Source organism: Arthrobacter sp. ok362 (genome assembly GCF_900102785.1).
Classification (GTDB): Bacteria; Actinomycetota; Actinomycetes; order Actinomycetales; family Micrococcaceae; genus Arthrobacter.
In genome coordinates, this window is the sequence record NZ_FNGC01000022.1 from 15,850 (window position 1) to 41,957 (window position 26,108).

The 26,108-nt window shown below is 66.5% G+C and carries 27 protein-coding genes; 16 read left to right on the forward strand and 11 right to left on the reverse strand.

Annotated elements, in window-relative coordinates:
* Positions 1-64: 64 nt before the first annotated feature.
* The 4 genes from BLQ10_RS20760 (at position 65) to BLQ10_RS20775 (ending at position 4,037) form a co-directional block, all read left to right on the forward strand.
* Complete coding sequence (locus BLQ10_RS20760; protein WP_139164309.1) at positions 65-442, forward strand: PepSY domain-containing protein; 378 nt, start codon at positions 65-67, stop codon at positions 440-442.
* 260 nt (positions 443-702) lie between these two features.
* On the forward strand, positions 703-1,041 hold the full coding sequence (locus BLQ10_RS20765) for a hypothetical protein (protein WP_091564888.1): 339 nt from the start codon (positions 703-705) through the stop codon (positions 1,039-1,041).
* Positions 1,042-1,224: 183 nt separating this feature from the next.
* Entirely contained in the window at positions 1,225-3,156 is a 1,932-nt protein-coding gene (locus BLQ10_RS20770; RefSeq protein ID WP_254785706.1) for an acyl-CoA dehydrogenase family protein, read from the forward strand.
* Between the two features lie 116 nt (positions 3,157-3,272).
* Positions 3,273-4,037, forward strand: coding sequence for a hypothetical protein (locus BLQ10_RS20775; protein WP_091564889.1), 765 nt, complete (start codon positions 3,273-3,275; stop codon positions 4,035-4,037).
* Positions 4,038-4,058: 21 nt separating this feature from the next.
* Here BLQ10_RS20775 and BLQ10_RS20780 read toward each other — a convergent pair whose 3' ends face one another.
* Positions 4,059-4,463 (reverse strand): YchJ family protein, encoded by a 405-nt coding sequence (locus BLQ10_RS20780; protein ID WP_091564920.1) that lies wholly within the window; start codon positions 4,461-4,463, stop codon positions 4,059-4,061.
* A gap of 289 nt (positions 4,464-4,752) precedes the next feature.
* Between BLQ10_RS20780 and BLQ10_RS20785 the strand changes: the two genes are divergently transcribed.
* From BLQ10_RS20785 to BLQ10_RS20800, 4 genes are all read left to right on the forward strand, one after another.
* Positions 4,753-5,364, forward strand: coding sequence for a hypothetical protein (locus BLQ10_RS20785; RefSeq protein WP_091564890.1), 612 nt, complete (start codon positions 4,753-4,755; stop codon positions 5,362-5,364).
* Positions 5,365-5,404: 40 nt separating this feature from the next.
* A complete protein-coding gene (locus tag BLQ10_RS20790) occupies positions 5,405-6,409 on the forward strand; it encodes an aldo/keto reductase family protein (protein ID WP_091564891.1) in 1,005 nt (334 codons plus the stop codon).
* Positions 6,410-6,413: 4 nt separating this feature from the next.
* Entirely contained in the window at positions 6,414-7,268 is an 855-nt protein-coding gene (locus BLQ10_RS20795; RefSeq protein ID WP_091564892.1) for an SDR family oxidoreductase, read from the forward strand.
* 164 nt (positions 7,269-7,432) lie between these two features.
* The gene (locus BLQ10_RS20800) at positions 7,433-8,554 is read left to right on the forward strand and encodes a sulfite oxidase (protein WP_091564893.1); all 1,122 of its coding nucleotides are present in this window, start codon (positions 7,433-7,435) and stop codon (positions 8,552-8,554) included.
* An 18-nt stretch (positions 8,555-8,572) separates the two neighbouring features.
* Here the strand turns inward: BLQ10_RS20800 and BLQ10_RS20805 are convergent, their stop codons facing one another.
* From BLQ10_RS20805 to BLQ10_RS20815, 3 genes are all read right to left on the reverse strand, one after another.
* The gene (locus BLQ10_RS20805; RefSeq protein WP_091564894.1) at positions 8,573-9,454 is read right to left on the reverse strand and encodes a cytochrome c oxidase assembly protein; all 882 of its coding nucleotides are present in this window, start codon (positions 9,452-9,454) and stop codon (positions 8,573-8,575) included.
* 78 nt (positions 9,455-9,532) lie between these two features.
* A complete protein-coding gene (locus tag BLQ10_RS20810) occupies positions 9,533-10,306 on the reverse strand; it encodes an SDR family NAD(P)-dependent oxidoreductase (protein WP_091564895.1) in 774 nt (257 codons plus the stop codon).
* Positions 10,307-10,339: 33 nt separating this feature from the next.
* On the reverse strand, positions 10,340-11,164 hold the full coding sequence (locus BLQ10_RS20815; protein WP_091564896.1) for a sugar phosphate isomerase/epimerase family protein: 825 nt from the start codon (positions 11,162-11,164) through the stop codon (positions 10,340-10,342).
* 192 nt (positions 11,165-11,356) lie between these two features.
* Here BLQ10_RS20815 and BLQ10_RS20820 point away from each other — a divergent pair, with 192 nt between their 5' ends.
* From BLQ10_RS20820 to BLQ10_RS20835, 4 genes are all read left to right on the forward strand, one after another.
* Positions 11,357-12,694: an MFS transporter gene (locus BLQ10_RS20820; protein ID WP_091564897.1), complete on the forward strand. Its 1,338-nt coding sequence runs from the start codon at positions 11,357-11,359 to the stop codon at positions 12,692-12,694.
* A 67-nt stretch (positions 12,695-12,761) separates the two neighbouring features.
* Entirely contained in the window at positions 12,762-13,661 is a 900-nt protein-coding gene (locus tag BLQ10_RS20825) for a transketolase (protein ID WP_091564898.1), read from the forward strand.
* Positions 13,658-14,650, forward strand: coding sequence for a transketolase family protein (locus BLQ10_RS20830; RefSeq protein WP_091564899.1), 993 nt, complete (start codon positions 13,658-13,660; stop codon positions 14,648-14,650). The genes BLQ10_RS20825 and BLQ10_RS20830 overlap by 4 nt, the downstream gene beginning before the upstream one ends.
* A gap of 102 nt (positions 14,651-14,752) precedes the next feature.
* A complete protein-coding gene (locus tag BLQ10_RS20835; protein ID WP_091564900.1) occupies positions 14,753-15,412 on the forward strand; it encodes a GntR family transcriptional regulator in 660 nt (219 codons plus the stop codon).
* Positions 15,413-15,418: 6 nt separating this feature from the next.
* On the opposite strand, the gene BLQ10_RS20840 is transcribed toward BLQ10_RS20835, so the two are convergent.
* Positions 15,419-16,198 (reverse strand): SDR family NAD(P)-dependent oxidoreductase, encoded by a 780-nt coding sequence (locus tag BLQ10_RS20840; protein WP_091564901.1) that lies wholly within the window; start codon positions 16,196-16,198, stop codon positions 15,419-15,421.
* Between the two features lie 337 nt (positions 16,199-16,535).
* Here BLQ10_RS20840 and BLQ10_RS20845 point away from each other — a divergent pair, with 337 nt between their 5' ends.
* The 3 genes from BLQ10_RS20845 (at position 16,536) to BLQ10_RS20855 (ending at position 18,559) form a co-directional block, all read left to right on the forward strand.
* Positions 16,536-17,012 (forward strand): hypothetical protein, encoded by a 477-nt coding sequence (locus tag BLQ10_RS20845; protein WP_091564902.1) that lies wholly within the window; start codon positions 16,536-16,538, stop codon positions 17,010-17,012.
* A 117-nt stretch (positions 17,013-17,129) separates the two neighbouring features.
* Entirely contained in the window at positions 17,130-17,612 is a 483-nt protein-coding gene (locus BLQ10_RS20850) for a hypothetical protein (protein ID WP_091564903.1), read from the forward strand.
* The gene (locus BLQ10_RS20855; protein ID WP_091564904.1) at positions 17,609-18,559 is read left to right on the forward strand and encodes a hypothetical protein; all 951 of its coding nucleotides are present in this window, start codon (positions 17,609-17,611) and stop codon (positions 18,557-18,559) included. The genes BLQ10_RS20850 and BLQ10_RS20855 overlap by 4 nt, the downstream gene beginning before the upstream one ends.
* Before the next feature lie 52 nt (positions 18,560-18,611).
* Here BLQ10_RS20855 and BLQ10_RS20860 read toward each other — a convergent pair whose 3' ends face one another.
* From BLQ10_RS20860 to BLQ10_RS20875, 4 genes are all read right to left on the reverse strand, one after another.
* A complete protein-coding gene (locus BLQ10_RS20860) occupies positions 18,612-20,249 on the reverse strand; it encodes a DUF4389 domain-containing protein (RefSeq protein ID WP_091564905.1) in 1,638 nt (545 codons plus the stop codon).
* Positions 20,250-20,324: 75 nt separating this feature from the next.
* Positions 20,325-20,519: a hypothetical protein gene (locus BLQ10_RS20865; RefSeq protein ID WP_091564906.1), complete on the reverse strand. Its 195-nt coding sequence runs from the start codon at positions 20,517-20,519 to the stop codon at positions 20,325-20,327.
* Positions 20,516-21,571: a zinc-dependent alcohol dehydrogenase family protein gene (locus BLQ10_RS20870; RefSeq protein ID WP_091564907.1), complete on the reverse strand. Its 1,056-nt coding sequence runs from the start codon at positions 21,569-21,571 to the stop codon at positions 20,516-20,518. Before BLQ10_RS20870 ends, BLQ10_RS20865 begins: the two co-directional genes overlap by 4 nt.
* Complete coding sequence (locus tag BLQ10_RS20875; protein WP_139164310.1) at positions 21,568-21,903, reverse strand: hypothetical protein; 336 nt, start codon at positions 21,901-21,903, stop codon at positions 21,568-21,570. Before BLQ10_RS20875 ends, BLQ10_RS20870 begins: the two co-directional genes overlap by 4 nt.
* A 301-nt stretch (positions 21,904-22,204) precedes the next feature.
* Here BLQ10_RS20875 and BLQ10_RS20880 point away from each other — a divergent pair, with 301 nt between their 5' ends.
* Entirely contained in the window at positions 22,205-23,734 is a 1,530-nt protein-coding gene (locus BLQ10_RS20880; RefSeq protein ID WP_254785702.1) for an amidohydrolase, read from the forward strand.
* 36 nt (positions 23,735-23,770) lie between these two features.
* On the opposite strand, the gene BLQ10_RS20885 is transcribed toward BLQ10_RS20880, so the two are convergent.
* Together BLQ10_RS20885 and BLQ10_RS20890 are read right to left on the reverse strand one after the other, a co-directional pair.
* Complete coding sequence (locus tag BLQ10_RS20885; RefSeq protein ID WP_091564909.1) at positions 23,771-24,280, reverse strand: hypothetical protein; 510 nt, start codon at positions 24,278-24,280, stop codon at positions 23,771-23,773.
* Positions 24,281-24,343: 63 nt separating this feature from the next.
* The gene (locus tag BLQ10_RS20890) at positions 24,344-26,068 is read right to left on the reverse strand and encodes a serine hydrolase (protein WP_254785703.1); all 1,725 of its coding nucleotides are present in this window, start codon (positions 26,066-26,068) and stop codon (positions 24,344-24,346) included.
* Between the last annotated feature and the right edge of the window lie 40 nt (positions 26,069-26,108).

Here is a 26,108-nt window from a genome sequence, read left to right on the forward strand (position 1 = left end):
ATTCGTCGTTGTGTGCTCCCCTATGTCGGCGCACACTTGAATGACCAGCTGAAAGGAGACGACCATGCGGAAGAGAACGATGTGGATCACGGGGGCAGCGTCTGCAGCGGTACTGCTGGGCGGAGCGTCAGTGGCGGTCGCGGCGTCCCAGCAAGTCAGGGTCCTCCAGTCCTGGAATCCGGCTGCCGCGGTTCTCAGCGCCGGCGACCTGGAGCTCGACGGCGAGTCCGACGGTCCCGCGCTCACCGACGCCGACCGCGCGATGGCATCAAGCGCCGCACTGGCGAAGGTCGGCCAGGGCAGCGTCACGAAAGTGGAACGCGACGACGACGGCGCGGCTTACGAGGTGAAAGTGCGCCTCAGCAACGGCACCCAGGTTGAAGTTGCACTCGGAACGGACTTCCAGGTCCTGAGCCAGAGCGGCCCGGAGCACGACGATTAACACCCGCCGTACCAACACGGGGTCAGATCCGACCCATTCACGGCACCGGAATGGGCGCGGAGTAAGCCCACGTTGCCTTCAGGCGGCCGTGACACCCGGGATTGGTGAGGGTGCCGCAACCGCGCCGTGACCTACGCCCCGGTAGCATCTCGATCCCGTATCAAGAGGCCACGAACGTCCAAAGGACCCTAGTTCAGCACCTCTCCGGCACCCTACGCTCGGGCTACTGATTCAACCGAAGCGATGGTGCAGGGGGAAGAATGCAGTTCGACCTAAGCGCAGTGGAAACGGGCACGATGGTGGTGATTGGAACCCTCGTGTTCGCCCTGATGATCGGCGCCTTCATGATGGTGTCCGCGTTCGCGGCCATGGTTCTGGTCGGCGTGGGCCGGCTCGCCTGGTACCTCGTGGCTGGCGCGGTAATTGGCCTGGTCCACGGCATCAACCACGGTTGGGACCGGCTGGTCCGCCATGCCTCAACTGTGGAGTTGCCCGCCGATTTCCAGGTCGACTTCGGCACGGACTTCCGGCCCGACCACCTGGGTCAGGCCTCCCCTAGCACAGGCACTTACCCGCGAGTAGTATTGCGGGACAGCTGAAGGGTCCTCCACCCGCGGCGGATCCAGGGCTCGAGCCGGCCACCCGGTTAGAGGAGATGCCCAGTGAGCTCCGCCATTGAAGACCCCGCCACCGCACCCGACACTCCAACTCCAGACACTCCAACACCGGGCACCCCGGCGCCGGAGACCCCGGCGCCGGAGACCGCCGGGGCGCCGGACCACATAGGCCCCGACGCGACTGCCGCCGACGCCCGGGCCATTGCCGAGGCCGCCCGCGAGACCAGCTGGAACCAGCCCAGCTTCGCGAAGGGCCTCTACCTTGGCAGCTTCGATTTGAGCCTGATCCACCCGTGGCCCGAGGCCCCCGCCGACGACGTCGAACGCGGCGAAGCCTTCATGGCCCGGCTGACCGACTATTGCCGCACGATGTCCGGGCGCGCCATCGAGCGCGACGACCGGATCCCGGACGACTATCTCAAGGGGCTTGCCGAGCTCGGCGCGTTCGGCATGAAGATTCCCCGCGAATACGGCGGCCTGGGCCTGACCCTCGTGTACTACGGCCGCGCGCTGGCCCTGCTTGGATCGGTGCACCCAAGCCTCGGCGCCCTGCTGTCCGCGCACCAGTCCATCGGCGTCCCGGAGCCGGTCAAGGTCTTCGGCACCCCAGCCCAGAAGCGGGAATACCTGCCCCGCTGCGCCGCCGGAGCCATCACCGCCTTCCTGCTGACCGAGCCCGACGTCGGCAGCGACCCCGCCCGGATGGGCAGCACGGCCGTCCTCTCCGACGACGGCGAATCGTACGTTCTGGACGGCGTCAAGTTGTGGACCACCAACGGCGTCATCGCCGAACTCGTCGTGGCGATGGCCCTCGTGCCGCCGCACACCGATGCGGACGGGACCGCCCACAAAGGCGGCATCAGCGCGTTCATAGTGGAAATGGACTCCCCCGGCATCACCGTGGAAAACCGCAACACCTTCATGGGGCTCCGCGGGATCGAAAACGGTGTGACCCGCTTCCATCAGGTCAGGGTCCCCGCCGCCAACCGGCTGGGCCGGGAAGGACAGGGCTTGAAGATCGCCCTCACCACACTGAACACGGGCAGGCTCTCGCTCCCCGCGCTGTGCGTCGCCACGGGCCGGTGGAGCCTGAAGATCGCCCGCGAATGGTCCAACGCCCGCACCCAGTGGGGTCGCCCGATCGGCCAGCATGAGGCCGTGGGCAAGAAAATCGCCTTCATCGCGGCCAGCGCCTTCGCCCTGGACGCCGTGTTTGAACTCTCCGCCGAAATGGCCGACGCCGGGCAGAAGGACATCCGGATCGAGGCAGCCCTGGCCAAGCTGTGGTCCACGGAGATCAGCTGCCTCATCGCGGACGAACTCGTGCAAATCCGCGGCGGCCGGGGCTTTGAAACGGCGGACTCGCTCGAAGCCCGCGGCGAGCGCGCCGTCGCCGCGGAACAGCAGTTCCGCGACATGAGGATCAACCGGATCTTCGAGGGGTCCTCGGAAATCATGAAGTTGCTGATCGCCCGCGAAGCCGTGGACGCGCACCTGGCGGCCGCGGGAGACCTCGCCTCGGAGGACGCCCGCCTATCGGACAAGGCGAAGGCCGCCGTCGGCGCGTCCGGCTTCTACGCGAAGTGGCTGCCTAAACTCGTGGCCGGCGCGGGCATGGATCCGCGGTCCTACAGCGACTTTGGCCGGCTCGCCAAACAGCTGCGTTACGTGGAGCGCTCCTCCCGGCGCCTGGCGCGGCAGACCTTCTACGGAATGGGCCGCTGGCAGGCGAAGCTTGAGCACAAGCAGGCGTTCCTGGGCCGGATCGTGGACATCGGTGCGGAGCTCTTTGCCATGGCGGCCTGCTGTTCCCGCGCCGAGATGCTGCTGCGGACCCAGCCGGAACGCGGCGCCTCCGCGTACGAACTCGCCGAGGCCTACTGCGAACAGGCCCGTGTACGCGTCGACGAATATTTCGACCGGCTGTGGCGGAACACCGACGACGCCGACCACGCCCTGGCCCGCAAAACCCTGGCCGGCGACTACGCCTGGCTGGAGGCCGGGATCCTTGACCAGTCAGAAGGGACCGGTCCGTGGATCGCGGACGCCAGCCGGCGCGCCTCGGTCCGGGAAGACCTGCACCGCAAGTACCGCTGAAGGGCCCCTGCCGCAGATAGTAAGCACCCTTGCTATCCGGATTCCGCCGTGGTTAGGTGGATGCCAGACCTTCACCCCTACGGTGCCCGGTCATTCAGCGAAAGGGAGCAACCCTCATGAGCAGCACCGCAGGCGGCGACGACAAGACGACACGTCACACCACGCACGAAGACGGCACGACCGGGCCAATTACAGCCGTCCGCCACGACGCAGCCCCCCACGGCGCTGCTGTCGACACCGTCGTCGAAGAGATCCCCACGCGCCAAACGGTCGTGGCCCGCGAGAAGGAACAGTTCGGCGGCATCAAAGTCGGCTCAGCATTCTTCGGCTGGCTCACGGCCACGGGTACGGCCGTGTTGCTCACCGCACTGGTTGCGGCCGGCGGGACCGCCGTCGGACTGGCCACCAACACCGATGTGAACGACGCCGTAGACCAGGCCTCCAACAACCAGACGGTCGGGCTGGCCGGCATCATCGTACTGCTGGTGATCCTCCTGATCGCCTACTACTGCGGCGGGTACGTGGCCGGGCGGATGGCACGCTTCAACGGCGCCAGACAGGGCTTCATGGTCTGGATCTGGGCCCTGATCGCCGCGATCGTGGTCGCCGTGCTGGGCTTGGTGGCCGGGCAGCGCTTCAACATCTTGGCAAACCTGAACAGCTTCCCGCGCATCCCCATCAACGAGGGCCAGTTGAACACCCTGAGCATCATCGCGGCGATTGTCGTGGCCCTGGTGGCTTTGGTGGGCGCCGTGCTGGGCGGCCTCGCGGGCATGCGTTTCCACCGCAAGGTGGATCGGGCCGGCTTCAGCCCGGCAACGGTCCAGGACCAGCCCGTCGGGGACTCCTCACTCGGACGCCGCGAGCCCGGGCACCGCTAGGCCGGGCCTAGCTCGGAGGCGTCAGCCGGACACGACGCCGGACACGTAATACCAGCGCCGGTCCACCCGGAGAAAGCGGCTGGTTTCCCGCTGCACAGCGGGCTCGCCATCGTGCCGGTAGTGCGCCGCGAATTCCACCACGCCGTCACTGTCCAGCGGGCCGCCCCGGCTGGTGGAAAGGATGTCCAGGCGCCGCCACTGCAGGTCGGCATCAAACTCCAGTTCCGCGGGCCGCGTGTCCGGGTGCCAGGTCCGGAGCAAGTAATCTGCGTCCCGGACCACGAAGGCGCTGTACCTGGAGCGCATGAGCTGCTCCGCCGTCGGCGCCTCGGCATCTCCGCGATGGAACCGGCCGCAGCAGTGGACATACAGTTCGCCGGAGAGGCACGGGCAGTTCCCCTCATATGGCGCGGCCGGACTGCTCACGGGCCGGTCCGCGCCGGGCGCGCCGGCGGGCTCGGAATCGGCTGCTGCGGCGTGCGTCACAAGGTGTCCTTCCAGGGGGCCGGACGGCGCCGGCGGGGCTGCCTCTGACTATAGACGCCGGGACGGCAGGGCCGTGCCCCGCTGGCGGATAACGGCTTTGACACATCTTCGCCGGGACCGCCCGGGGCGGCACGCGGCCAGCGAAAAGTACGTATTGTTAAGGGGGTTCCTGCCCGCCACGTGCTTGCGGCAGGGACCACGCTGCAGCAGGCCGGCCAGGAGAGGTGACATGGAAGATCCAACAACCATTGCGCTGAACCTAACTTTTTTCGGGACCCTCGGCGTGGCGTTTTTCATGTTCCTCGGACTTTTCATGGTCTTAGCCGCCACCCTCGTGCTCGCAGGGATCGGGCGCCTGGCGGCAGTCGTTGTCCTTGCCGTCGCCGGGCTCCTCCGCGCAAGCCCCGCAGTACGGGAAAATCGGGCGCCGAACGAGCCGGCCAAGGCCGCAAAGCCCGCGCACCCGGCCGCGACGAAGAAGCCGCGCCGCCCTGCCCGGAATGCGGGCAAGAAGGAGCCTGCGTTGACGCCGGAGTGGGCGGCCGCCGTGGCTCGGGCAGATGCCCGCGCCGCCGCAAGGGCCAGAGCCGAAGCAGTCCGGGTCACCGTCCGGGACCTGCCCAACCCCATGGCACCGGCAGGGGACATCAAGGAAGTCTCCGCCCTGGTGCAGTCGGCCACGGACACCAATGGCACACTTGGCGCCGTCCCACCGGCATTCAAAAAGCCGCCCATGCCCGCGGCGAAGTCCCTGCTGGATACCGGCTCGCTCGTGTCGCTGCGCGGCAGCCTTCCTGCCGGGAGGGCCAAACAGCCGGCCCAGGAGCGCAAGGCCGGCTGAGCCCTTACCCCGGGCAGGCAAGTCCGCTACGTTGGAAACCATGGAATTCAGATACCTCGGGAACAGCGGCTTCAAGATTTCAGAAATCACGTTTGGGAACTGGCTGACCCATGGCTCCCAGGTGGAGAACGACGTCGCCACCCAGTGCGTCCGGGCCGCGCTCGACGCCGGCATCAGCACCTTCGACACGGCCGACGTCTACGCCAACACCGCGGCGGAAACGGTCCTCGGCGCAGCCTTGAAGGACGAGCGCCGGGAGTCGCTGGAAATCTTCACCAAGGTCTTCGGCCCCACAGGGCCCAAGGGCCACAACGATCTTGGCCTGTCCCGCAAGCACATCATGGAATCCATCAACGGCTCCCTCGGGCGGCTGAAGACCGACTACGTGGACCTCTACCAGGCTCACCGCTACGACTACGAGACGCCGCTGGAAGAGACCATGCAGGCCTTCGCGGACATCGTGCGGCAAGGCAAGGCCTTGTACATCGGGGTCAGCGAGTGGACGGCCAACCAGATCCGCGATGGCCATGCCCTCGCCAAGGAACTGGGCTTCCAGCTGATCTCCAACCAGCCGCAGTACTCCATGCTGTGGCGGGTGATCGAGGCCGAGGTGATTCCGGCGTCGGAAGAGCTGGGCCTGTCCCAGATCGTCTGGTCCCCGATCGCGCAGGGCGTGCTGAGCGGCAAGTACCACCCCGGCAAGCCGGCCCCCGAAGGCAGCCGCGCGACGGATTCAAAGGGCGGTTCGCGGATGATCGAGCGCTGGATGTCCAACGAGGTCCTCACCGGCGTCCAGCAGCTCAAGCCGATCGCGGAGGAGGCCGGGCTGACCATGGCGCAGCTCAGCATCGCCTGGGTGCTGCAGAACAAGAACGTGGCCTCGGCGATCATGGGCGCGTCCCGGCCGGAGCAGATCGAGAAAAACGTGGCGGCCGCGGGCGTGAAGCTGGACGCGGTGATCATGGACAAGATCGACGCCGTCATCGGCTCGCTGGCCGAACGCGACCCCGCGCAGACCAAATCACCCGCCTCCCGCGAGGCCTAGGCCCATGCCCAACGCGCCGGAGCTCGCCGTAACCGGATCCACCGGCCACCTGGGCGGCCTGGTGGCCAGACTGCTGGCCGAGGCCGGAAGCCAACAACGGCTCCTAGTGCGGGACGCCGCCCGGGCGCCTGTTCTCGAAGGTGCGGTCCCCTTCGTGACCACCTACGCCGATCAGGAGCGAACGAAGGCTGCGCTGGTCGGGGCGAAAACGCTGTTCATGGTCTCTGCCGCCGAGGCCGAGGACCGGCTGCAGCAGCACTACGCCTTCGTCGACGCCGCGGCGGCAGCGGGCGTCCAGCACATCGTGTACACCTCGTTCTTCGGCGCGGCGCAGGACTCCACGTTCACCCTGGGCCGGGACCACTTCGCGACGGAGGAGCGCATCAGGGCCTCCGGCATCGACTACACGTTCCTGCGGGACAACTTCTACCTGGACTTCCTGCCGCTGCTGGCCGGGGAAGACGGCGTCATCCGCGGGCCGGCCGGGGATGGGGTCATGGCGGCCGTTTCGCGGGCGGACATTGCCCGCTCGGCCGTCACCGTTCTGCGGGACCCGGCCCTGCACGTGGGCCGGACCTATGATCTGACCGGACCGGAGAACATCTCGCTGGCCCGCGGCGCGGAACTCCTGACCGCCGGAACCGGCCGGGCCATCACCTTCCACAACGAGACCCTGGCGGAGGCCTACGCATCCCGCGCCTCCTACGGCGCGCCGCCGTGGCAGGTGGACGCCTGGGTGAGCACGTACACGGCCATCGCGGCCGGCGAACTGGCCGGCCCGACGTCGGCAGTGCATGAGCTGACGGGCCGCGAACCGCTGAGCCTGGAGCAGTTTTTGGCCGAGGCGCACACGCTGTAGCCCGCACACCAGCTTCCTCGCGGAGCCTGACGGGCCGGCCTGTCCCGGTGTTGACGGTTTCCGGGCCGCGGCGTAGACCTGATTTCAGGGTGACGCCGGCCAGCAACCGGCCAGCGCACAGAAGTATCCGTGCAAAGAAGAATCGCAACGCCATGCCAAAGCAAATGTCCAGACACTCCGGAGTTCTGAAAAGTCCGCGACGGCAGGACCGGAGACTCGCGCCGCACTCCGGCGAGCCGAGCCACGGCCCGCTGACAGCGGACGAGCTTCAGCTCGCCGTGCGGAATCATTCCATGCCGCTCGAGGCCCTGCAGATCGATACCACTCCGCCCGGGCTGCACTATGTGCTCACCCACTTCGACATCCCGTTCATCGACCTCGAGCACTGGCATCTGCAAATCGGCGGCGCGGTGCAGCGGGCGGTGGAGTTGAGCATGCGGGCCCTGCGCCGGGCACCGAGCATTACCCTCCCGGTCACCCTGGAGTGCGCCGGGAACGGCCGGTCCCTGCTGCGGCCCCGCCCGTTGAGCCAGCCGTGGGTCCTGGAGGGTATCGGCACCGCGGTGTGGACCGGCGTCCCGCTCGCCTACCTGCTGACCCAGGCCGGTGTGGAGGACGACGCCGTCGAGGTGCTCTTCACCGGGGCGGACTCCGGCGTCCAAGGTGGCGTCACCCAGCAGTTCGCCCGGAGCCTTCCGATCGGCGAGGCCCTGCGGCCCGACGTCGTGCTCGCCTACCGGATGAACGGCGCAGACCTGCCGCCGCAGCACGGCTATCCGCTCCGGCTGGTGGTTCCTGGCTGGTACGGCATGGCGAGCGTGAAGTGGCTGTCCTCGATCAGGGTCCTGACCAAGCCCTATGATGGTTTCCAGCAGGCCGTGGCGTACCGCTACCAGCAGGATGCCGACGATCCCGGCACCCCGGTCACGTGGATAAAGGTCCGCTCGCTCATGGTTCCCCCGGGCGTCCCGGACTTCTTCACCCGGAAACGGATCCTGCCCCGCGGACCGGTGATGCTGACCGGCCGGGCGTGGTCCGGTCAAGAGGCCGTGCAGCGCGTCGACGTCGGGATCGACGGAAAGTGGGCCGCGGCCCATCTGGAGCACCCGGCCGCGCCGTTCGCCTGGTGCGCGTGGTCGATGCCGTGGGTGGCCGATCCCGGCGAACACGAGCTCTCCTGCCGTGCCACCGATGCCAGCGGCGCGGTGCAGCCGCTGGAACCGGCGTGGAACTACCAAGGCATGGGCAATAACGTGGTTCAGCGGATCAAGGTCAGCGTGGAATAGTACCCAGGGTGCGGGGACTTAGCGGCCGCGCCGCAAGTGCTCCTCATTCAGTTCATCCAGCGCCTCGTCCGTGAGGTCATCGAAGCCGCGGGCCTCGTGCTTGTCGCTGCGCGAGAAGCGGATGAACATCAGGATGATTAGGGGCAAGTCGACAATTTCGCAGATGAACCACAGAACGTCCCCCGCCAGTTGCTGGTCGCGCAGGGCGTCGGGGAACCAGCCCAGCGGGGACGACGTGGTTGTGACGTGATCGAGTACCTGGCCGTTGAGGCGCAGCAGGATCCCGGGCACGGCATCGACCAGCAGCTCAATGAACACAAACACGAATTCCAGGATGAAGAACGCGCTGGAACGGCGGAAGTCCGCCTCCTCGATGATCGGCAGTGCCATCATCATGCCGAGCAGCGGGACCCCGATGGTCAGGAACGCCTCGGCCAACGGGGCTGCGCGGAGGGTGTAGAACGCCGGCGTGAGGAAGGTCGAGAAGAGCGCAAGGCCAAGGAGCGGGGCGGCCATTGAGTTGCCGACGAGCCGCACAGCACGGTGTGCGAGCGCCTTGTTCAGCCGTTCGAGGCCCCGTGGCGGGAGGGCCGCCCGGGCCAGGGAGATCGGCTTTCCCAGCCCGATCAGCAAGGGCACCACGAAGAGCAGCAGGGAAATCTTGAGCGTGAACGCCCACCGAAGCTGTGCGCTGTAGACGCCGGGGAAGCCGCACGTCAACACGGCCAGGAACCCGAGACCCAGGAAATAGAACGCCAGCGTCCGCCAGACGGGGTGGCGATGGCCGCGCGCCGCCGCAGCCTTCAGGCCCAGCGCATACAGCACCGCCGACCCGCTGATCAGGGCAGCGGCGGTCCAGTCGATCTGCCAGGCGGTGAGGACTACATCAAGGGGCGGCACGGGCTCATGCTAGATGCCTAACCTTGGAGGAACCCGAGCCGCCGCCGGCCAGCACGGCCACCTTCGGCCGGCGAGGTGCTAGTGGATGTGGCTTCCACCGTTGATGTCGATGGTGGTTCCGGTGAGGTAGGCGGATTCCTCGGAGGACAGGAACGTAATGACAGCCGCGATTTCCTCGGTGCTGGCGTTGCGGCCCAGCGGGATGCCGGCGTTGATGGCTGCTTCCTGCTCGTCCGTGCTGCCTACGCGAATGTTGGTGTCCACGGCGCCCGGAGTGATGGCGTTGACGGTCACGCCGGTGCTGCCGATTTCGCGGGCCAGGGCCTTGGTGAAGCCCAGGATGGCCGCCTTAGCTGCGGAGTACGGAACCTTGCCGAAGACGCCGCCGCCGCGCTGGGCGGAGACGGAGGACATGTTCACGATCCGGCCCCAGCCGCTGGCGATCATGTCCGGCAGGAAGGCGCGGGTAACAAGGTAGGTTCCCGTTGCGTTCACGGCCATGACCTTGTTCCAGAGGTCCAGTGTGGTCTCGAGGAACGGCACCGGGGAGGTGATGCCGGCGATGTTGGCGAGGGCGCCGACGGCGGGGAGGCTGCCGGAGCCGACCTCTGCGGCCACGGCGTTGTACGCGGCTGTCACGGAGTCCTCGCTGGCGACGTCGACCTCGTAGCCAAACGCCGGAACGTTGAACTCGTTGCCGATCTCCACTGCGACCTTGGCGGACTTCTCGCCGTCGAGGTCCAGGATCACCACGGCCCAGCCCTGGCTGGCGTAGCGGCGTGCGGTGGTGATGCCGATGCCCCGGTCCGAGGTTGCCCCCGTGAGGACGGCGGTGCGCTGGATGGTACTCATGATGCTCCTTGGGTTGTTCGTTGGTGTGGCAGGTCAGATGAGGTCTGTTATGAAGCTGGCGGCCTTGGCGGCCGCGGCCGGGCGTTCCCCGTGGGTGACGTCCCGGGTCTCCAGCTCCAAGGAGAAGTGGCCGGCGTAGCCAGCGGCTGCGAGGGCGCCCAGGCCGGCGGCGAAATCTGCCTGGCCGTTGCCGATGCTGAGGTTGATGTTCCCCGGCACGGCATCGCGCAGGTGGACGTGGGCGATCCGGCCCTGATGGCGCTTGAGATATTCCAGCGGCTCCTCGCCGGCGGCCACGATATGGCTGAAGTCCATGACGATCCCGACGCCGGAGCCGGACAGCCGCCGGGCCAGTAGTTCCGCGAGCTCCAGGTTCCAGCAGAACCGCAGGAAGTGCAGTGATTCGGTCCAGAGTTCGACGTCGAAATCGTCCGCCCGTTGCTTGGCGGCGATGAGTTGCGCGGCAATCGTGTCCAGGTCCTCGTCGAGGCTGCGGACGGGCTCGTGGCCGAGGGCGCCGCAGGGCAGGACCAGGGCCTTGGCGCCGGTGCAGGCCGCCAAGGTGAGGAGCGCGTCAAGGTGCCGGTTCCGCGCGGACTGTGCGTCGGCGTCGAGCATGGCGTTCAGGTCCCCGATGTCCCCGTTGACCGACCGGACACGCAGCCCGGATGCAACGACCTCGGCCGTCACGGTGGCGACGGCCTCGGCATCGAGGTCGTAGGGAACGTGGTCGCACACTCCGGGGAGGGCGCCGAGATCTATTTCCTCGAAGCCGAGGCCCGCGATGGTGCGCAGGGCTTCGGGCAGGTCCTGGTGGCGGAAGCTGATGGACGAGCAGCCGAGTCGGGGGTTGAACATCGTCGTTGATCCTCTGGTCGCGCCTTGGGGCGATGGTGATATGGACCACACTACAAATTCGGTTGTCAACAGTCAACCTTTGAAGTTGACTGTTGACATTGCCTATGGCCTGGGTCACACTGGCGTATCATCTGTTAACAGTCGACAGTGTCGGCGCGAAAGCGTCGGCAGCTCTCTTCGAAAGGGATTGACATGAGCAACGAAGCTCTCACCATGCGGGGCCCGGTGCATGGCACGAAGGACGCCCGGCGCGTTGCAATGGGCTCCAGCGTCGGCGCAGTGATCGAAACGTATGACTTCATTGGTTTCGGCACGGCTGCGGCCCTGTACTTCGGCATTGCCTTCTTCCCCACCGGCGATCCGGTAACGGGAACGCTGGCTGCGTTCGCCACGCTTGGTGTGGGGTTTGCGGCCCGCCCGATCGGCGGCATCATCGGCGGCCATCTCGGCGACAAGCTCGGCCGCAAGCCCGTCCTCGTGGCCTCGCTGATCCTCATGGGCATCGCCACCTTCGTGATCGGCCTGCTCCCGACCTACAGCCAGGTCGGCCTCCTGGCTCCGGCCTTGCTCGTGTTCGTCCGCATCGTCCAGGGCCTGGCCTTCGGCGCGGAATGGGGCGGCGCCATCCTCATGAGCTACGAACACGCGCCCTGGAAATCCAAGGGCAAGTACACCGGCATGGTCCAGGCGGGCTTCCCGGTCGGGCTGCTGCTGGCCAACCTGGTGTTCCTCTTCAGCGTCCAGCTCGGCGGCGAACTCGCCTGGCGCATTCCGTTCCTCGCCAGCATCCTGCTCGTGGTCGTCGGCCTGATCATCCGCTCCAAGGTTCCGGAGTCCCCCGTCTTCGACGAGGTCAAGGACAGCGGAGACATCGTGAAGTCCCCCATCGTCGAGGTGATCAAGACCGACTGGCGCAACATCGTCAAGGGAATCGGCCTCCGCATCGCCGAAACGGCAGGCTACGCAGTATCCATCACCTACATGATTTCTTATCTGAACAGCCAGCACCTCGCCGATAAGACCCAGACCCTCGTAGCTCTGTGCATCGCCTCCGCAATCGGCATCTTCGCCACCCAGTTCTGGGCCCGGCTGACGGACAGGATCGGCCGCCGGCCGGTCTACCTCTGGTCCTGTGCTTTCGCCGTGCTGTTCGCCGTCCCAATGTTCCTGCTGGTCAACACCGGCCTGTTCGTCTTCGTTATTGCCACCCTCGTGATCTCCTACGCCGTGTGCCAGAACTCCCTTGCCGGTGCTCAAGGCGCCTGGTTCCCCGAGCTCTTCCAAGCCAAGACCCGCGCCTCGGGCGCATCGCTCGCCTACCAGATCTCAGCCATGGTCTCCGGTTTCACCCCCTTCATCACCACCCTGCTGTTCGTCAGCTTCGGCTGGATGGGCCCGGCGCTGCTCTTCGGCCTCTACGCAGCCATTGGTCTCTGGGCAGCCGTCGCCACCCGGGAAACCTGGGGCAAGCGCGAACGCAAGCTGGCCGATGAAGCCACGAAAAGCACCCCCGCACACGTGAGCGCATAGGAACCTACCGGCCCGGACGCCTGAAGGCATCCCTCAAACGCATCCACCACTTTCGAAAGGCAGAACTGTGGTTCTCACGCAGGAAACAACATCCCCCAGCAAGGCACCCGAAGGAAGCGCCGAACGCACTGAACGCGTCTCCAGCGCCGCCTACCGGATCCGGCACCACGCCCTGAATATGGGCGAGGTCCAGGGCCAGGGCTATGTCGGCCAGGCCCTCGGCGCGGCCGATATGTTCGCCGCGGTTTACGCGGACCAGCTCCGCTTCCGAGCGGACGATCCCGAGTGGGAGGAACGTGACCGGTTCCTGCTCTCCACCGGCCACTACGCGATCGGACACTACGCGGCTCTCGCCGAGGCCGGAATCATCCCCGTCAAGGAACTGCAGACCTACGGCTCGGATGATTCCCGGCTGCCGATGTCGGGGATGTCCACCTACACCCCCGGTATGGAGATTTCCGGCGGCTCCCTCGGTCACGGCCTCTCCATCGCCGTGGGCATGGCTCTCGGCCTGCGGTACCAGGGGTCCGGGGCCAGGGTCTACAACTTCCTCTCCGATGGTGAATTGGACGAGGGATCGACATGGGAGGCCGCGATGGGCGCCCACCACCACCAGCTCGGCAACCTGACCGCCATGGTGGACATCAACGCCCTGCAGGCCGACGGCAAGACGGACACCGTGCTGCGCACCGAGCCCGTCACCGAAAAGTGGGAAGCCTTCGGCTGGTACACCCAGCGCGTGGACGGCAACAACATGGCCGAACTCCTGAAGGCCTTCGACAACGCAGCCGCCCAGGCGGCCACCGTCGGACGACCCTCCGTGATCCTGTGCGATACCAAGGTGGGCCGCGGCGTCCCACTGCTGGAAGATCGCGAAAAAGCCCACTTCATGCGCATTGAGGAACACGAATGGCAACTCTGCCGCGAACAACTGACCGCAGGCTACGAAGGAAAGGCCACCCGATGAGCACCGCCACCACCCCGAAGCTGAAGACCTCGGCCATGATCGCCTCCTTCGCGGATCCCGGCCAGAAGACCATGTCCGCGCCGTTCGGGCACGCCTTGGTCAAGGCCGCTCAGGAGAATGACAAGATCGTGGGACTGACCGCGGATCTGGGCAAATACACGGACATGCACATCTTCGCCCAGGCCTTCCCGGAACGGTTCTTCCAGATGGGCATGGCCGAGCAGTTGCTCTTCGGCGCCGCGGCCGGCCTGGCTGAGACGGGTCTGGTCCCCTTCGCGTCGACGTACTCGGTGTTCGCTGCCCGGCGCGCCTACGACTTCCTGTGCCTGGACGCCGCCGAGCCGAACCTCAACGTCAATATCGTCGGCGGGCTCCCCGGGCTGACCACCGGCTACGGGCCAAGCCACCAGGCGACCGAGGACATGGCGATCTTCCGCGGAATGCCCAACCTGACCATCGTGGATCCCTGCGACTCCCTGGACATCGAGCAGGCGGTCCCGCAGCTGGCGGCCAGCGACGGGCCCACGTACCTGCGCCTGCTGCGCGGCAATGTCCCCACCGTGCTGGACGAGTACGACTACAGCTTCGAGCTCGGCAAGGCCAAAGTCCTGCGCGGGGGCCGCGACGTCGTCTTCGTCTCCAGCGGGCTGATGACCATGCGGGCGCTTCAGGCGGCCGAGGCGCTGGCGGCGCACCACGTGGATGTGGCGGTTGTCCATGCCCCCACCCTCAAGCCGTTCGACGCCGCGACGGTCCTCGCCGAGCTGAACACCGACCGCCTCGCGGTGACGCTGGAGAACCACAGCGTGGTGGGCGGGTTGTTCGAGACTGTCGCCTCGGCCGTGGTCACCGCAGGCCTGGGCAAACGGGTGGTGCCGGTGGCGCTGCCGGACAAGTTCCTCGACGCCGGCGCGCTACCCACCCTGCACGAACGGTACGGGCTCTCCGTGCAGAGGATCGTCGCCAAGGTGCTCGCCGAGCTTGCCTGAAGATGCGCGGGGCCGGCAGCTGCCGGTCCCGCGTTCGTGCCGTACCATCAACTGTTAACAGACCAACTGTAGACAGTTGACCACTGACAGTGAGGATAAACCATGGCCGGAGCAACAGCCCCGCTTCTCGGACTGGAAAAGAAGAGCCTCCGCGAGCAGGCGCTATCCGCCCTGCGCACGGCCATCACGAGCGGTGAACTGGAGCCGGGTCGGCATCTGGTCGAAACCGAACTGTCCGACATGCTCCAGATCAGCCGGGGAACGCTGCGCGAGGCCCTGCGCCAGCTGGAACAAGAAGGATTGCTGTCGGCGGGACCGCGCGGCCGCTTGTCTGTGCGGCACCTGGACGGCAAGGAAATCCGCGACATCTTCGCCGTCCGGGCGGCGCTCGAATCGCTCGCGGTCCGGACGCTGTGTGAATTGCCGGACCGGACGTCGGTGATTGCATCCCTGCGCTCGGCCGTCGATGTTATGGCCGCGGCCGCCGAGGCGAGTCTGGAGGAACGGATTGAATCCGATCTTGAGTTCCACCGAACACTGTGCCGGCTCACCGGAAACGAGACCCTGTTGCACTCCTGGGAGTCGCTTGAGGGCTCCATTCGGATGTCCATCATGTTTGCCGGGATCGAGCGGGCCGTAAAGAACATGAGCGTAGACCGGCACCACGACATCGTCGCCGCAATCGAGACCGGCAACGCGACACTGGCCCGCACAACCATCCTCGAACACATGGATGTCGCTGCAGCCAACCTGGTGGCCTAGCCGGCGTCAGTAGTCCACGATCGCGCCGGCGGAAATGTTGACGGTCGCGTCCGTGATGGCCGCCGCCTTGTCCGAGACAATGAAGGAGGCCACGTTTCCGACGTCCGCCAGCGTGGCCGTCCGATTCAAGTGCGCGGCCCTGGCAATCTCCACCACGATCTCCTCGCGGCCCTCGGCCTGCCACGGGATGGTTTCGATAATGCCGCCGGTGACCATGGTGACCACCCTGACGCCGTATTTTCCCAGCTCGAGGGCCCACTGCCGGCGCAGCCCTTCCATCGCATCGAGCGCCACCTTGAAGCCGCCCAGGCCGGGAATGGTCTGCGGGCCAGAGCCGCCAAACATGAGCACGACGCCGGAGCGCTGCTTGACCATGTAAGAGGCGGCCGCGCGGGTGGTAAGGAAGTGCGTACGAGCGGCCATGGTGATGGGCCGGGTGAAGTCATCCACGTCAATCTCCATGAGTGGCTCCTGGACGTCGCCAAACGAGATCACGTTGAAGGAGATGTCGATCCTCTTGCTCTTCTTCGCCACCCGGCTTACGAAGGCATCCACCTGCTCTTCGTCCAGGGCGTCGACGACGGCGGTCTCGGCTGTGCCGCCGGCCTCGCGAATGTCATTGGCTACTTTTTCCAGCCGCGATTCGGTCCTCCCGGCAATGTGGACCGTGGCGCCGTCGGCCGCGAAAGCCCTCGCCACCGCCCCGCCAACCGCTCCTCCGCCGCCGTAGATCAGGGCGGTCTTGCCGTGAAGCAAGCCGTTTTCCGGAATCCCGATATTCAGCATGTTCGCCTGCCTAGTGCCGCGGAGTTCGTGAATTCCCTCAACTATGTTCTTGAGGACGGCCGGTGGCAAGAGGACCGGGAGCCGCGCGGACCGTCGCGGCCCGAGGCGTGGCAGGGACGGTTGCCACGCCGGGACCCGGCCAGGCGTCCCCCCAATGCACACTCCTGACCGAACCACGACGTACCGGGCGGGCTCTATCCGCCCCAGCACACGAGAAATTGGACACGTCCAATTTCCCTGCCTGAGCCTACCCGGAAAATATTGGACGTGTCCAATCTGCTAGACTCGCAGGCGACCTGACGTATTGTGACAAGCCGCGCCTGATGAAATTCGTCCGATGAAAGAAGCCACTGTGAGCGACGACCAGCCGACCTCCGCGCCGGGTCCAGCCCTGGCCCGAAAGCTGAACATCCTGCTGGACACCGCTGAAGCCGAGGGCCGAAAAGTCACGTTCGCGGACGTCCGGGACGCCATGTCCGCTGCCGGGACGCCGCTCTCCCGCGCCCGGTGGCACTATATGCGGTCGGGCTCCGGACCGGCCGTCAAGAAGGTCGAACTCCTACAGAATCTGGCCAAGTTCTTCGGTGTAAGCGAGAACTACCTGATCGACGGCGACGAAGAGCTTCCGCCCCGGGTGGAGGCGCAGCTTGAATTGCTCGCCTCGATGCGGGTCAACAAGGTGCGCAACTTCGCCGCCCGCCAACTGGACGGGCTCTCCCCGGAGACCCTGCTCCAGATCCGCGACCTGATCGACGAGCAGCTCTCCCGCGAGGATCCTGACCAGCCCTCCCGCGGGGAATCTCCCCAGCCCTGATGCCCCGGAGCCCCTTCACCACGCGCTGACCTGCACTGATATGATTCTGGCGAGGTTTGGCCGTCAGGAAGTGGCGTGTCCACGCTGACGCTCTATCAACAGCCAAGGACTTGGTACATGGATTACGACGCCGCCCGGTCGCGGGCACGGGAAGCAGAAGCCGGCCTCTCCCTCAATGAGCCGGTCTCGCTGGCATCAATCCAGGCGCACCTTGAACGGCAGCGAAACCGCAAGATCGTCATCAAGCCCATTGAAGGGGCAACGGACAAGGTCTGCGGTCTGTGGTTCGGCCTTGACCACATGGACCTCATCATGCACGCCCGGGCTGCCTCCGAAGTCCACCGGCAGCAGATTGTCCTCCACGAGTTCGCCCACATGGTCATGCGCCACGAGCAGGACATCGTGTCCGCAGAGTATGCGGGCACGTTCTTCCCGGATCTGGATCCGGAGCGCGTCGTCAGGGCACTCAAGAGGACCGATTTCCTCAATGAGTTCGAGGTCGCGGCGGAGCTCCTGGCCGACCGTCTCGCCGCACGCATCCGACGTTCCCAGGACCGCTCGGGCGGCCAGCCGGGGAACTTCGGATCAGTTTTCGGATGATCCAGCTCGTCGCAGCCGCGGTCCTTTTCGTTCTCGCCGGGGCCCGGATCCCGGCCATGATGCGGAACCGCGGCGATACCGTGTTCTTTGCGGGTTTGTTCGCCGGTGTCGGATCGGTGCTGATGTCGCCGGACGTGTACGCGACGGTCGATTCCCACATCGGCGGTATCAATGTCGCGAAGCTTGCCTTGCATACCTCGATGATCTTCAGCGTCTGGTACCTCCGGCGATCAGTCCTTGATGCGATCGTGCCGGCCGGCACCCGCCGGGTTCGGGTGCGCTCCCTGCCGCTGACGCTCACGCTGGCGCTGGAATTGACGTTCTTCATCCTGACGGGTCCCATCCCGACGACCAACAGCTGGGGGCTGTACCATGAGCGCCTGCCGGCCGCCCTGTTTTCCGCGGTCCTGATCGCATTCATTGGGTGGGTCTGCGGCGGGGTCGCCGCCGCGTGCTTCCGCTATATCCCGAGGATGCGAAGGTCTTTCAAGGTTGGATTCACCATGGTCGGCGCCGGCAGCGTTCTCGCCCTGTTAGTGACGATCAGGTTCGCGATCGGGCTGCTCTCGGTCCCAATCCCAGCGCTCTTGGCTGTCCCCGTGCCCTCCGACGCCGTCATCCGGGTCGTGGAGATGGTCACCCTCATCCTGGGCGGGGCAGGCTTGACGGTGCCCGCGGTGGCTGGCCATAGCCGCCTCAAACGGCAGGCCCGCTGGGCGGCCGACACCCTCGCCGGCGTCGAACCCATCAGGGACCGGGTCCTGCAGCATGCAGGCGGCGGCGGCCTCCTCGAAAGCGACCCCGCCGCGCCAACCGGCGAACGGCTGCACCGGATGATCGTTGAAGTCTGGGATGCCGAGCTTGCGTCCGGAGGGACTTTGACTGCGCAAGAGCGCACTTTCCTCCTGGCCGCCGAAGAGCAGCTCGATCTCAACCGACGTCCTTGATAGGACCGGTCCGGTCATCCGGACCCGGGGGCGGCGTCAACGCGGCACCGCACTAGCTTTTGGGCGGCCCTCCGGGTCCTTCACCGTGGGGCCCTTCACCGACGGCGGGTCCCCCTGCCGGTCCGGCGTAGGCTGGCACCGGCAGCTCGCCCGGATCGACCGGACCCATATCGAGGTGGAACGGCGGATACTCGTCCCGCATGAGGGCAACGTAGGCGATCACGCGGTAGATCCAGCGGTTCAGGCCGAGCAGGAGGTCGAAGATCCCCCGCCTGTATTGACCCGTGAACAACAGGATCACGCCGGCAATGAGGACCAGCAGCCCCAGGAGGGAGATGCCCACACTTTGCTGTTCCCACTCACCGCCCTGGAACACCCACGTCGTCGCGGTCCCCGTCAGCACGCCGATGATCAGCAGATGCGGAATGGCCAGCAGCCAAGATTTCACCAGCACCAGGCCTCGGGATAGCCGTTCAGGATAGTCGACGTCGAAGTCCGCCGGGTAATCGGTGCGAGCCAGCGTGAAGGGCGGATAGGCGTCCGTGCCGATCGCACTGAAGGCGTAGAAGGCCACGCGCCAGTTCCAGCGGATCACGCCGGCATTGAAATTGAACAGCGAGCGGGGGTAGCGCGCAGTGAACAGGATCGCGAACCATGCCACGATCGTGACCACGCCGAAGGCGAACCAGAGGAAGAACAGGATGATGCAGTGCGGGATGGCCAGGAACCATTTCACGAGCCACATCCACCGTGAGAGATTCGGGTCCAGGTAGCCGTGGAGGCGTGCGGGGTAAACGTACGGTGTAGTCGCTCCCGGCGTTACCGGATAGGGAGTCACCGGATACTGAGTTCCCGGCGCGGCAGCGTAAGCCGCTACAGCACCCGGCGAGGCAGACATGTTCTGCTGGCCGGGGGCGGCCCCGGGCGGGTAGGCACCCGCCGGATACGGCTGGCCGGGCTGGGCCGGCAGGTAACCAGGAGGGACGCCGCTGCCCGTTCCGCCTTGGCCCGGCGCGCTACGGCCGAGCCCTGCGGCGCCCAGCACGATCAGCGGCACTCCGATCAACAGCATCACCAGGCCCCCGATCAGCAGTCCGATGAATACCGGCAAGAGCAGGTCCGTGCGTGCCCCGGCCTGCAGATTCACGCTCACTGGGGAACTCGCGTCGGCGTTCATGACCACTACGGCCCAAGCCCCGGAGCGAAGGTTCCAGGTCAGTTCCTGCTCCCCCGGGCCCGTGGCCGTCGCGGCCCAGAAGTTCTGCTGCGCCGGTTGGGCCGGGACTTTGGTACCGTTCACTTCGCGGTACCGCGCGCGAAAGGGGTCAAACCTGACGTCGACGATTTCGGTGCGCTGGACCCCGGCCAGATACGCCGCGACATCGGCCCGCGGGGCAATGCCTATGAAGATTTCCTTGCCGGGATCGGCGGTGGAACCGCGGAGCAGCACGCTGCCCGGAAAGTCCACGGGGACGCCGTCGTTCACGCCGCCTCCGGTCATGAGGTCCAGCCGTGGGGTCGTCAGCGCGTAGGAGTTGCCTGAGAACTGCTCCGACGGCGTGATGAAGTACCTGCCGTCGCGCTGCTGGTAATTGACCCAACCCGCGACGCCGGCGCCCGCCAGCAGTCCCAGGCCGACCAGCGCGCACAGCGAGCCGATCACCAGCATGACAATCCGGCCTGCTTTCATGGCCGCCGTCCTTTCAGATGGTCCGTTTGCCACACCCGGCTGGGCGGGACTTCCGGAAACTGGCGGCCCTGGCCGCTACCGCCCGCGCGAGGTCAGGAACGGCATGGCTTCGGCGATGATGTCTGCACCGCCGGCACGGAGGACACGCGCAATCTTCGTGGCGGCATCGCCGTGGCTGAAGGTGCGCAGGCGTGTGTCGCGGGCGGCCGCCTTGACTGCCGTTGGCCGGCGCCGCCCGAAGTCAGGACCGTAGACGAAGAACGCCTTCATGCGGTGATCACCACTTTGAGGGCCTTCGTCTCCGCGGCGTGGGCGAAAGTGTCGTACGCCTCCATGAACTCGTCAAAGATGAAGTGGTGGGTGGCGAAACTGTCTGCGGGGATTTTTTGTTGTGCGACGAGCTTGAGCAGCATGGGGGTGGTGTTGGTGTTCACCAGGCCCATGCTGATGTTGATGTTTCGGATCCAGAGGTCTTCGACATGCAGTTCCACGGCTTTGCCATGGACGCCCACGTTGGCCACGTTGCCGCCCGGCCGCACGATGTCTGTACACATCGTGAACGTCGCCGGGACGCCGACTGCCTCGATCGCGACGTCCACGCCCTGCCCGTCGGTCAGGACCATCACCTGTTCCCTCCAGTTGGCAGCGCTGGACAGGACCACATCCGTGGCGCCGAATTCGCGGGATTTTTCGAGCCGGTTCGCGTCGAGGTCGACGGCGATGATCGTCGCGGCGCCGTAAAGTCCGGCGGTACAGATCGCGGCGAGTCCGACCGGGCCGGCGCCGATCACGGCCACCGTGTCGCCGGGCTTGACCCGGCCGTACTGCACGCCGATCTCAAAGCCGGTGGGAAGGATGTCGGAGAGCATGACGGCCTGTTGGTCGCTGACTCCCTCAGGCAGGAGATGCAGGGAGTTCTCGGCGTACGGGACGCGGACGAACTCGGCCTGGGTGCCGTCGATCAGATGCCCGAAAACCCAGCCGATGCCGGACGTGCCTTCCTCCCCCAAGCAGTGCGAATACAGGCCTGTCTTGCAGTTGGCGCAGTGCCCGCAGGACTTGATGCAGGAAATGATGACGCGGTCCCCGACCTTGAGGCTGGTGACGGACGCGCCGATCTCCGTGATGGTGCCGACCCCCTCGTGGCCCAGGATGCGGCCCTTGGCCACGGCCGGGACGTCGCCTTTGAGGATGTGCAGATCGGTGCCGCAGATGGTGGTCGTGTCCACCTTGACGATCACATCGCTGGGGCTCTGAATGGTGGGATCGGGGACGTCGGTCCAGGACTTCTCCCCGGGCCCACCGTAGACGAGGGCTTTCATACGTGTTCCTTGGCTTTGAGGATGACCAGCGGGTCTACGAGGCGCAGACGGCACGGAGTCTCGGTGCCATCGATCCCCGAAGACATCAACGACGCGCGGGCGCGCTCACGGAGTTCCTCGATCGCGGCGGCCGACACCCGGGCATGGGCGAGGTCGAGCACGAGCTCAAAACTGGGGAGCTTGCTCGTGACGCGGCGGCAAACAACGTACAGTGCCCGCACGTTGGCTACGGTCACCACACCATGAACCTCGATCCGAGCTGTTTCGGCGTCGGCGTTTAGGCGTATGAGAACTTTGAGTTTGGGGTCCCCCGAATGGTGGTGCATAGTCATGTGGCCGTGGTCTCCTGCCTTTTCCTGCTGAAGCCGGAAAGTGCAAACGCCATTTCCTTCCCCAATTCGCTGTGAGACCCGTGCTGCATTGCATGAAGCGATTCCTCCCTCAACTACGACCCCCAACTGGCCGTGCAGGAATCTCCCCACATTTAGCTTGGTGGGCGCGCCCGGCAGGGGTAAGGGGCAAAAGTCCCTTGTGTATGTTTTAGGCCCTCCGGGTTTAGGTGGTCCTCTTTAGGTGCTCCTCTTTAGGTGCTCCTCTTTAGGTTCAAGGGCGGTGCACGCCTAGCCTGTTTCTATGTCTGCTCCGCTCGGTCCCTGCCTCTCGCCGGACCTCGTGTTGGCCTCGATGCGGCAACCTGGGGACGAAATATGCTTCGACGTTCATCTCCGCGGCGGTGCCGTGTCTGCGATCATCCCGTCGCGGAAGGACGCGTCTGAGGTCCCCGCCGCAACCCGCGTGGTGGACCTGGACGGCCGCTACGTCATACCGGGGCTATGGGATGAGCATGTCCACATGACGCAGTGGGCGCTGGCCTCTAACCGGCTTGACCTCTCCGGTGCCAGCTCGGCGCGCGAGGCTGCCGCCGTCGTCAGGTCCCATATCGCCGGGTCCCATCTCGCCGGAGCCGGCGGCACTGGGGCTCCGGGAGCTGTCCAGACGCTGGTGGGCGTCGGTTTCCGCGATGCCGTCTGGACTGACCTGCCCAGCCTGGGCCTCCTCGACGGCGTGACGCGCGGACGGCCGACAGCGCTGATCAGCCACGACCTCCACTGTGTCTGGCTCAACTCCGCAGCGGCCCAACGGTATGGAGTGCGAGTGGACGCGGACGGGCTGCTCCGGGAAGATCCCGCGTTCGCCCTGACCCGCGAGCTCGGTCAGCTTCCGGATACGGTGGTGGATCCGTGGGTGCAGCTGGCGGGGCAGGCTGCTGCGGCGCGGGGCGTGGTCGGGATCGTGGACTTCGAGATGACATGGAACCGCGACGCCTGGCTGCGGCGGATCTCCGGCGGCTTCGCTGCCTTGCGGGTTGAGGCGGGGGTCTATCCGCAGGATCTGGACCGGGCCGTGGCCGAGGGGTTGCGGTCAGGTTTGGCGGTGGCCGGGAGCGGCGGCCTCCTGACCGTGGGCCCATTGAAGGTGCTGATCGACGGATCACTCAATACCCGCACAGCGTACTGCGTTGACCCGTATCCGAACGGCGGCCACGGCCTGCTGACGGTGAGCGAGGCGGAGTTGCTCGCCCTGCTGGTCCGGGCGCGGCAGGCGGGCTTTGTGCCGGCGGTCCACGCGATTGGCGACGCGGCCAACCGGGTCGCGTTGGATGCGTTCGAGGCGGCGGGCATTGCCGGGCGCGTGGAACATGCCCAGTTTGTCCGGAGCGAAGATTTCGCCCGCTTCGGCCGGTTGGGTGTGACCGCGAGCGTCCAGCCTGCGCATGCCCTCGACGACCGGGACGCCGCCGAGGCGAACTGGCCAGGGCGCACAGACCGGTCCTTCCCGCTCCGTTCGCTGGTAGCCGCCGGTGCGACGCTGGCCCTTGGCTCCGACGCCCCCGTTGCCCCGCTGGACCCGTGGACTGCCATGTCCGCCGCCACGGCGCGGGCCCGGCAGGATGGCCGCGGGCCATGGCATGCCGAGCAGGCGCTCACGCGGCAGGAGGCCCTGACGGCCTCGAGCCGCGGTCGGGGCCGGCTCCGGGTCGGGGACCCCGCCGACGTTGCAGTGCTCGACGGCGACCCGTTGACTGTTTCCGACGCGGAATTTGCCGCGATGCCGGTGGCCGCCACGTTGGTGGCGGGACGGTTCACCCACGGCGGTCAATAACTGCCTGCTATTTGCCTTTGACCTACCTGCCTTGACCTATTTGCCTTTGACCCGGGCCTGGACGAGGTTGGCGAACGGCAGCCGGCCGTAGTCGTCACGGAATCGGGCGTGGTATCCGGCCTCCGCTTGGTTGACTGCCTCCGCTGCCAGCTCCTTCCAGGCAACCAGGAGGGATCCCGGGTCGGCGAGCTGCCAGATGAGCCTGCCGTCCCAGTGGCCCGGCGGCTTGCCCTTGCCGAAATCGATGAACTCCTGGATTTGCCGGCGAAGGCCGCGGTTGCCCTTGCTGCCGGCGCCCGCTTTCCCGAGATACACGACGTCGGCGCCGTCGACCCACTCTGCGGTCAGCGCTGGCTCCGGGACGGAAGGGTCCTTCTTCTTAAAGACCCCTGCCGTGCTCTTGGGCAGAAACCGCGGTTCATAGCCTGCAGGCTGCAGCACGGCGAAGATCCCGGTCCGCTGCGGGATCCGGTTGATGTCCAGGGCTGCGAGAGTCCTAAACCCGGTAAACCCGTCTTCCTTGAGTGACTGTCTGTTGATCGGCATAGGTTCCTTGGCTCGGGGTGTTCGCCCTAGAAGCTTACGGAAGAAGCTCACGGAAGTCCGGGCTCAGCCTCGGGTGAAGGTGCCCAGTCCGGTCTGATCGTAGAAATCGAGCCTGACGTTCGGCGCCGTGCCGCCGGCGCCGGGGGCAGCGGCACCGGGGGCGGCGCCGGCACCTGCGGCGAAGATTGCCCCCGCGAGGCCGTTGCCGTTCTCGCCGATGGATTCAAAGCTGAAGGTATCGCCGTCGAAGTGCTTGAGCGGGAACTTGGTGGTCCTGCCGGCCGGGCCCAGCTCCATGGACAGCGCGCCGTTCTCCACCGCTACCTTGAGCGGGCCGTAATAGGAGTTCGCATAACTGCCGACGTAGAAATCGTTGCCGCGCGCCGGTTCGACCCGCGGCGGCGTCTGGGAGTAGTCAACTTTTGGCTTCTCCGCCTCATCGATCTTCTGGAAAGCGCCAGCGGTGAATCCGAACCAGTCCACTGTCGGGGCGCCGTTCTGGGCCGTGTCAAGGAATGTGGCGCAGATGGCTTCTGGGATGCCCTGCGGCCGGCCGTTGGTCAGGGCCACAATGCCCAACTGCTCGCCGGGGAGCAGCGAGACGGCGGTCGCGGCGCCCAGGTTGAAGGCTCCCGAGTGCCCGAGCGAGAGCCGGGCCTGGGCGTCGTACGAGACGTTCCAGCCCAGTCCGTAGAAACGGGTACGGGCGGCCGGAGTCGGGGGCGGACCGTTCACGACGTGTGGCACATGGGTGACACCGAGGGCTTCCGGGTCGATGACCCCCTGGCCTTCAAAGCTGCCGTTGGCGAGCTGGAGGCGGATCCAGAGGGCGAGGTCGCGCACGGAGGAACTCGCCCCGCCGGCGGGCGCTTCGGCGTCGGCGTCGCGGCTGTACTTGGCCACCCAGGTCTTGTTACCGGCGGGCACATGGATCAGGGCCCTGTTCGAGGCCTTTTGGTAGTCCGCGTGGCGATAGCTGGTGGAGCTCATGCCCAGGGGTTTGAACAAGACGTCTTCGGCGAGGTCTGCCCAGGGCGTCTTCATGGCGTCGGCCACCGCCTTGGCGCCAGCCGTGTAGCCGAAGTTGCTGTAATTGTAACTGGCCCGGAAAGAGTCCAGCGGCTCCTGGTCGAGGTGGCTGAGAATGTAGGCCTGGTCAAATCCGAGGTCCTCCAGCAGATCGCCCGCGCCCGTGTGCAGGCCGCCTTGGTGGGACAGCAGGTCAGCGACCGTGGCGTTGCGCGTGACGTAGGGGTCTTTCAGGGCGAAGCCCGGGGTGTGGTTGATCACCGGCTCCGTCCAGGAAAGGGCCTTGCGGCCCACAGCGACGGCCGCCACCGTGGAGGCCAGCGGTTTGGACACCGAGGCCAGCTGAAAGACCGTCTCCGCGTCGACTGTCTCGGGCCTGCCCGACTCCCGTACGCCGAAGCCCTTGGCATACACCACTTGGTCCCGGTAGACCACTGCGACGGCGATGCCGGGGACTCCGGTGCTGTCCATCGCGCTCTGGACCGTCCCGTCCAGCTTGGCCAGGGCGTCGTTGACCTTCTGTTGGTCCAGGAGCGGTTTGACCTGCGGTTCCGGCGCCGGAAGCAGCGACGCCGACGGCGTACCAGAGGCGCCAGGGTCGCTGCTTCCGGCGCCGGCTGGGGCACTTTGGGTCGTGCAGGCGGCCAGCAGCGGCATCCCCGCTATGCCCGCGGCCCCGACGCCGACCGCCCTAAGCAGCGAGCGGCGGTCCGAGGGCAGCGAGCCGATCCTCATCGCGATAGATTCCCTTTGATTCATGGACAACGCTCCGCCCGATACCGCCTGGGGCGCCGAGCCG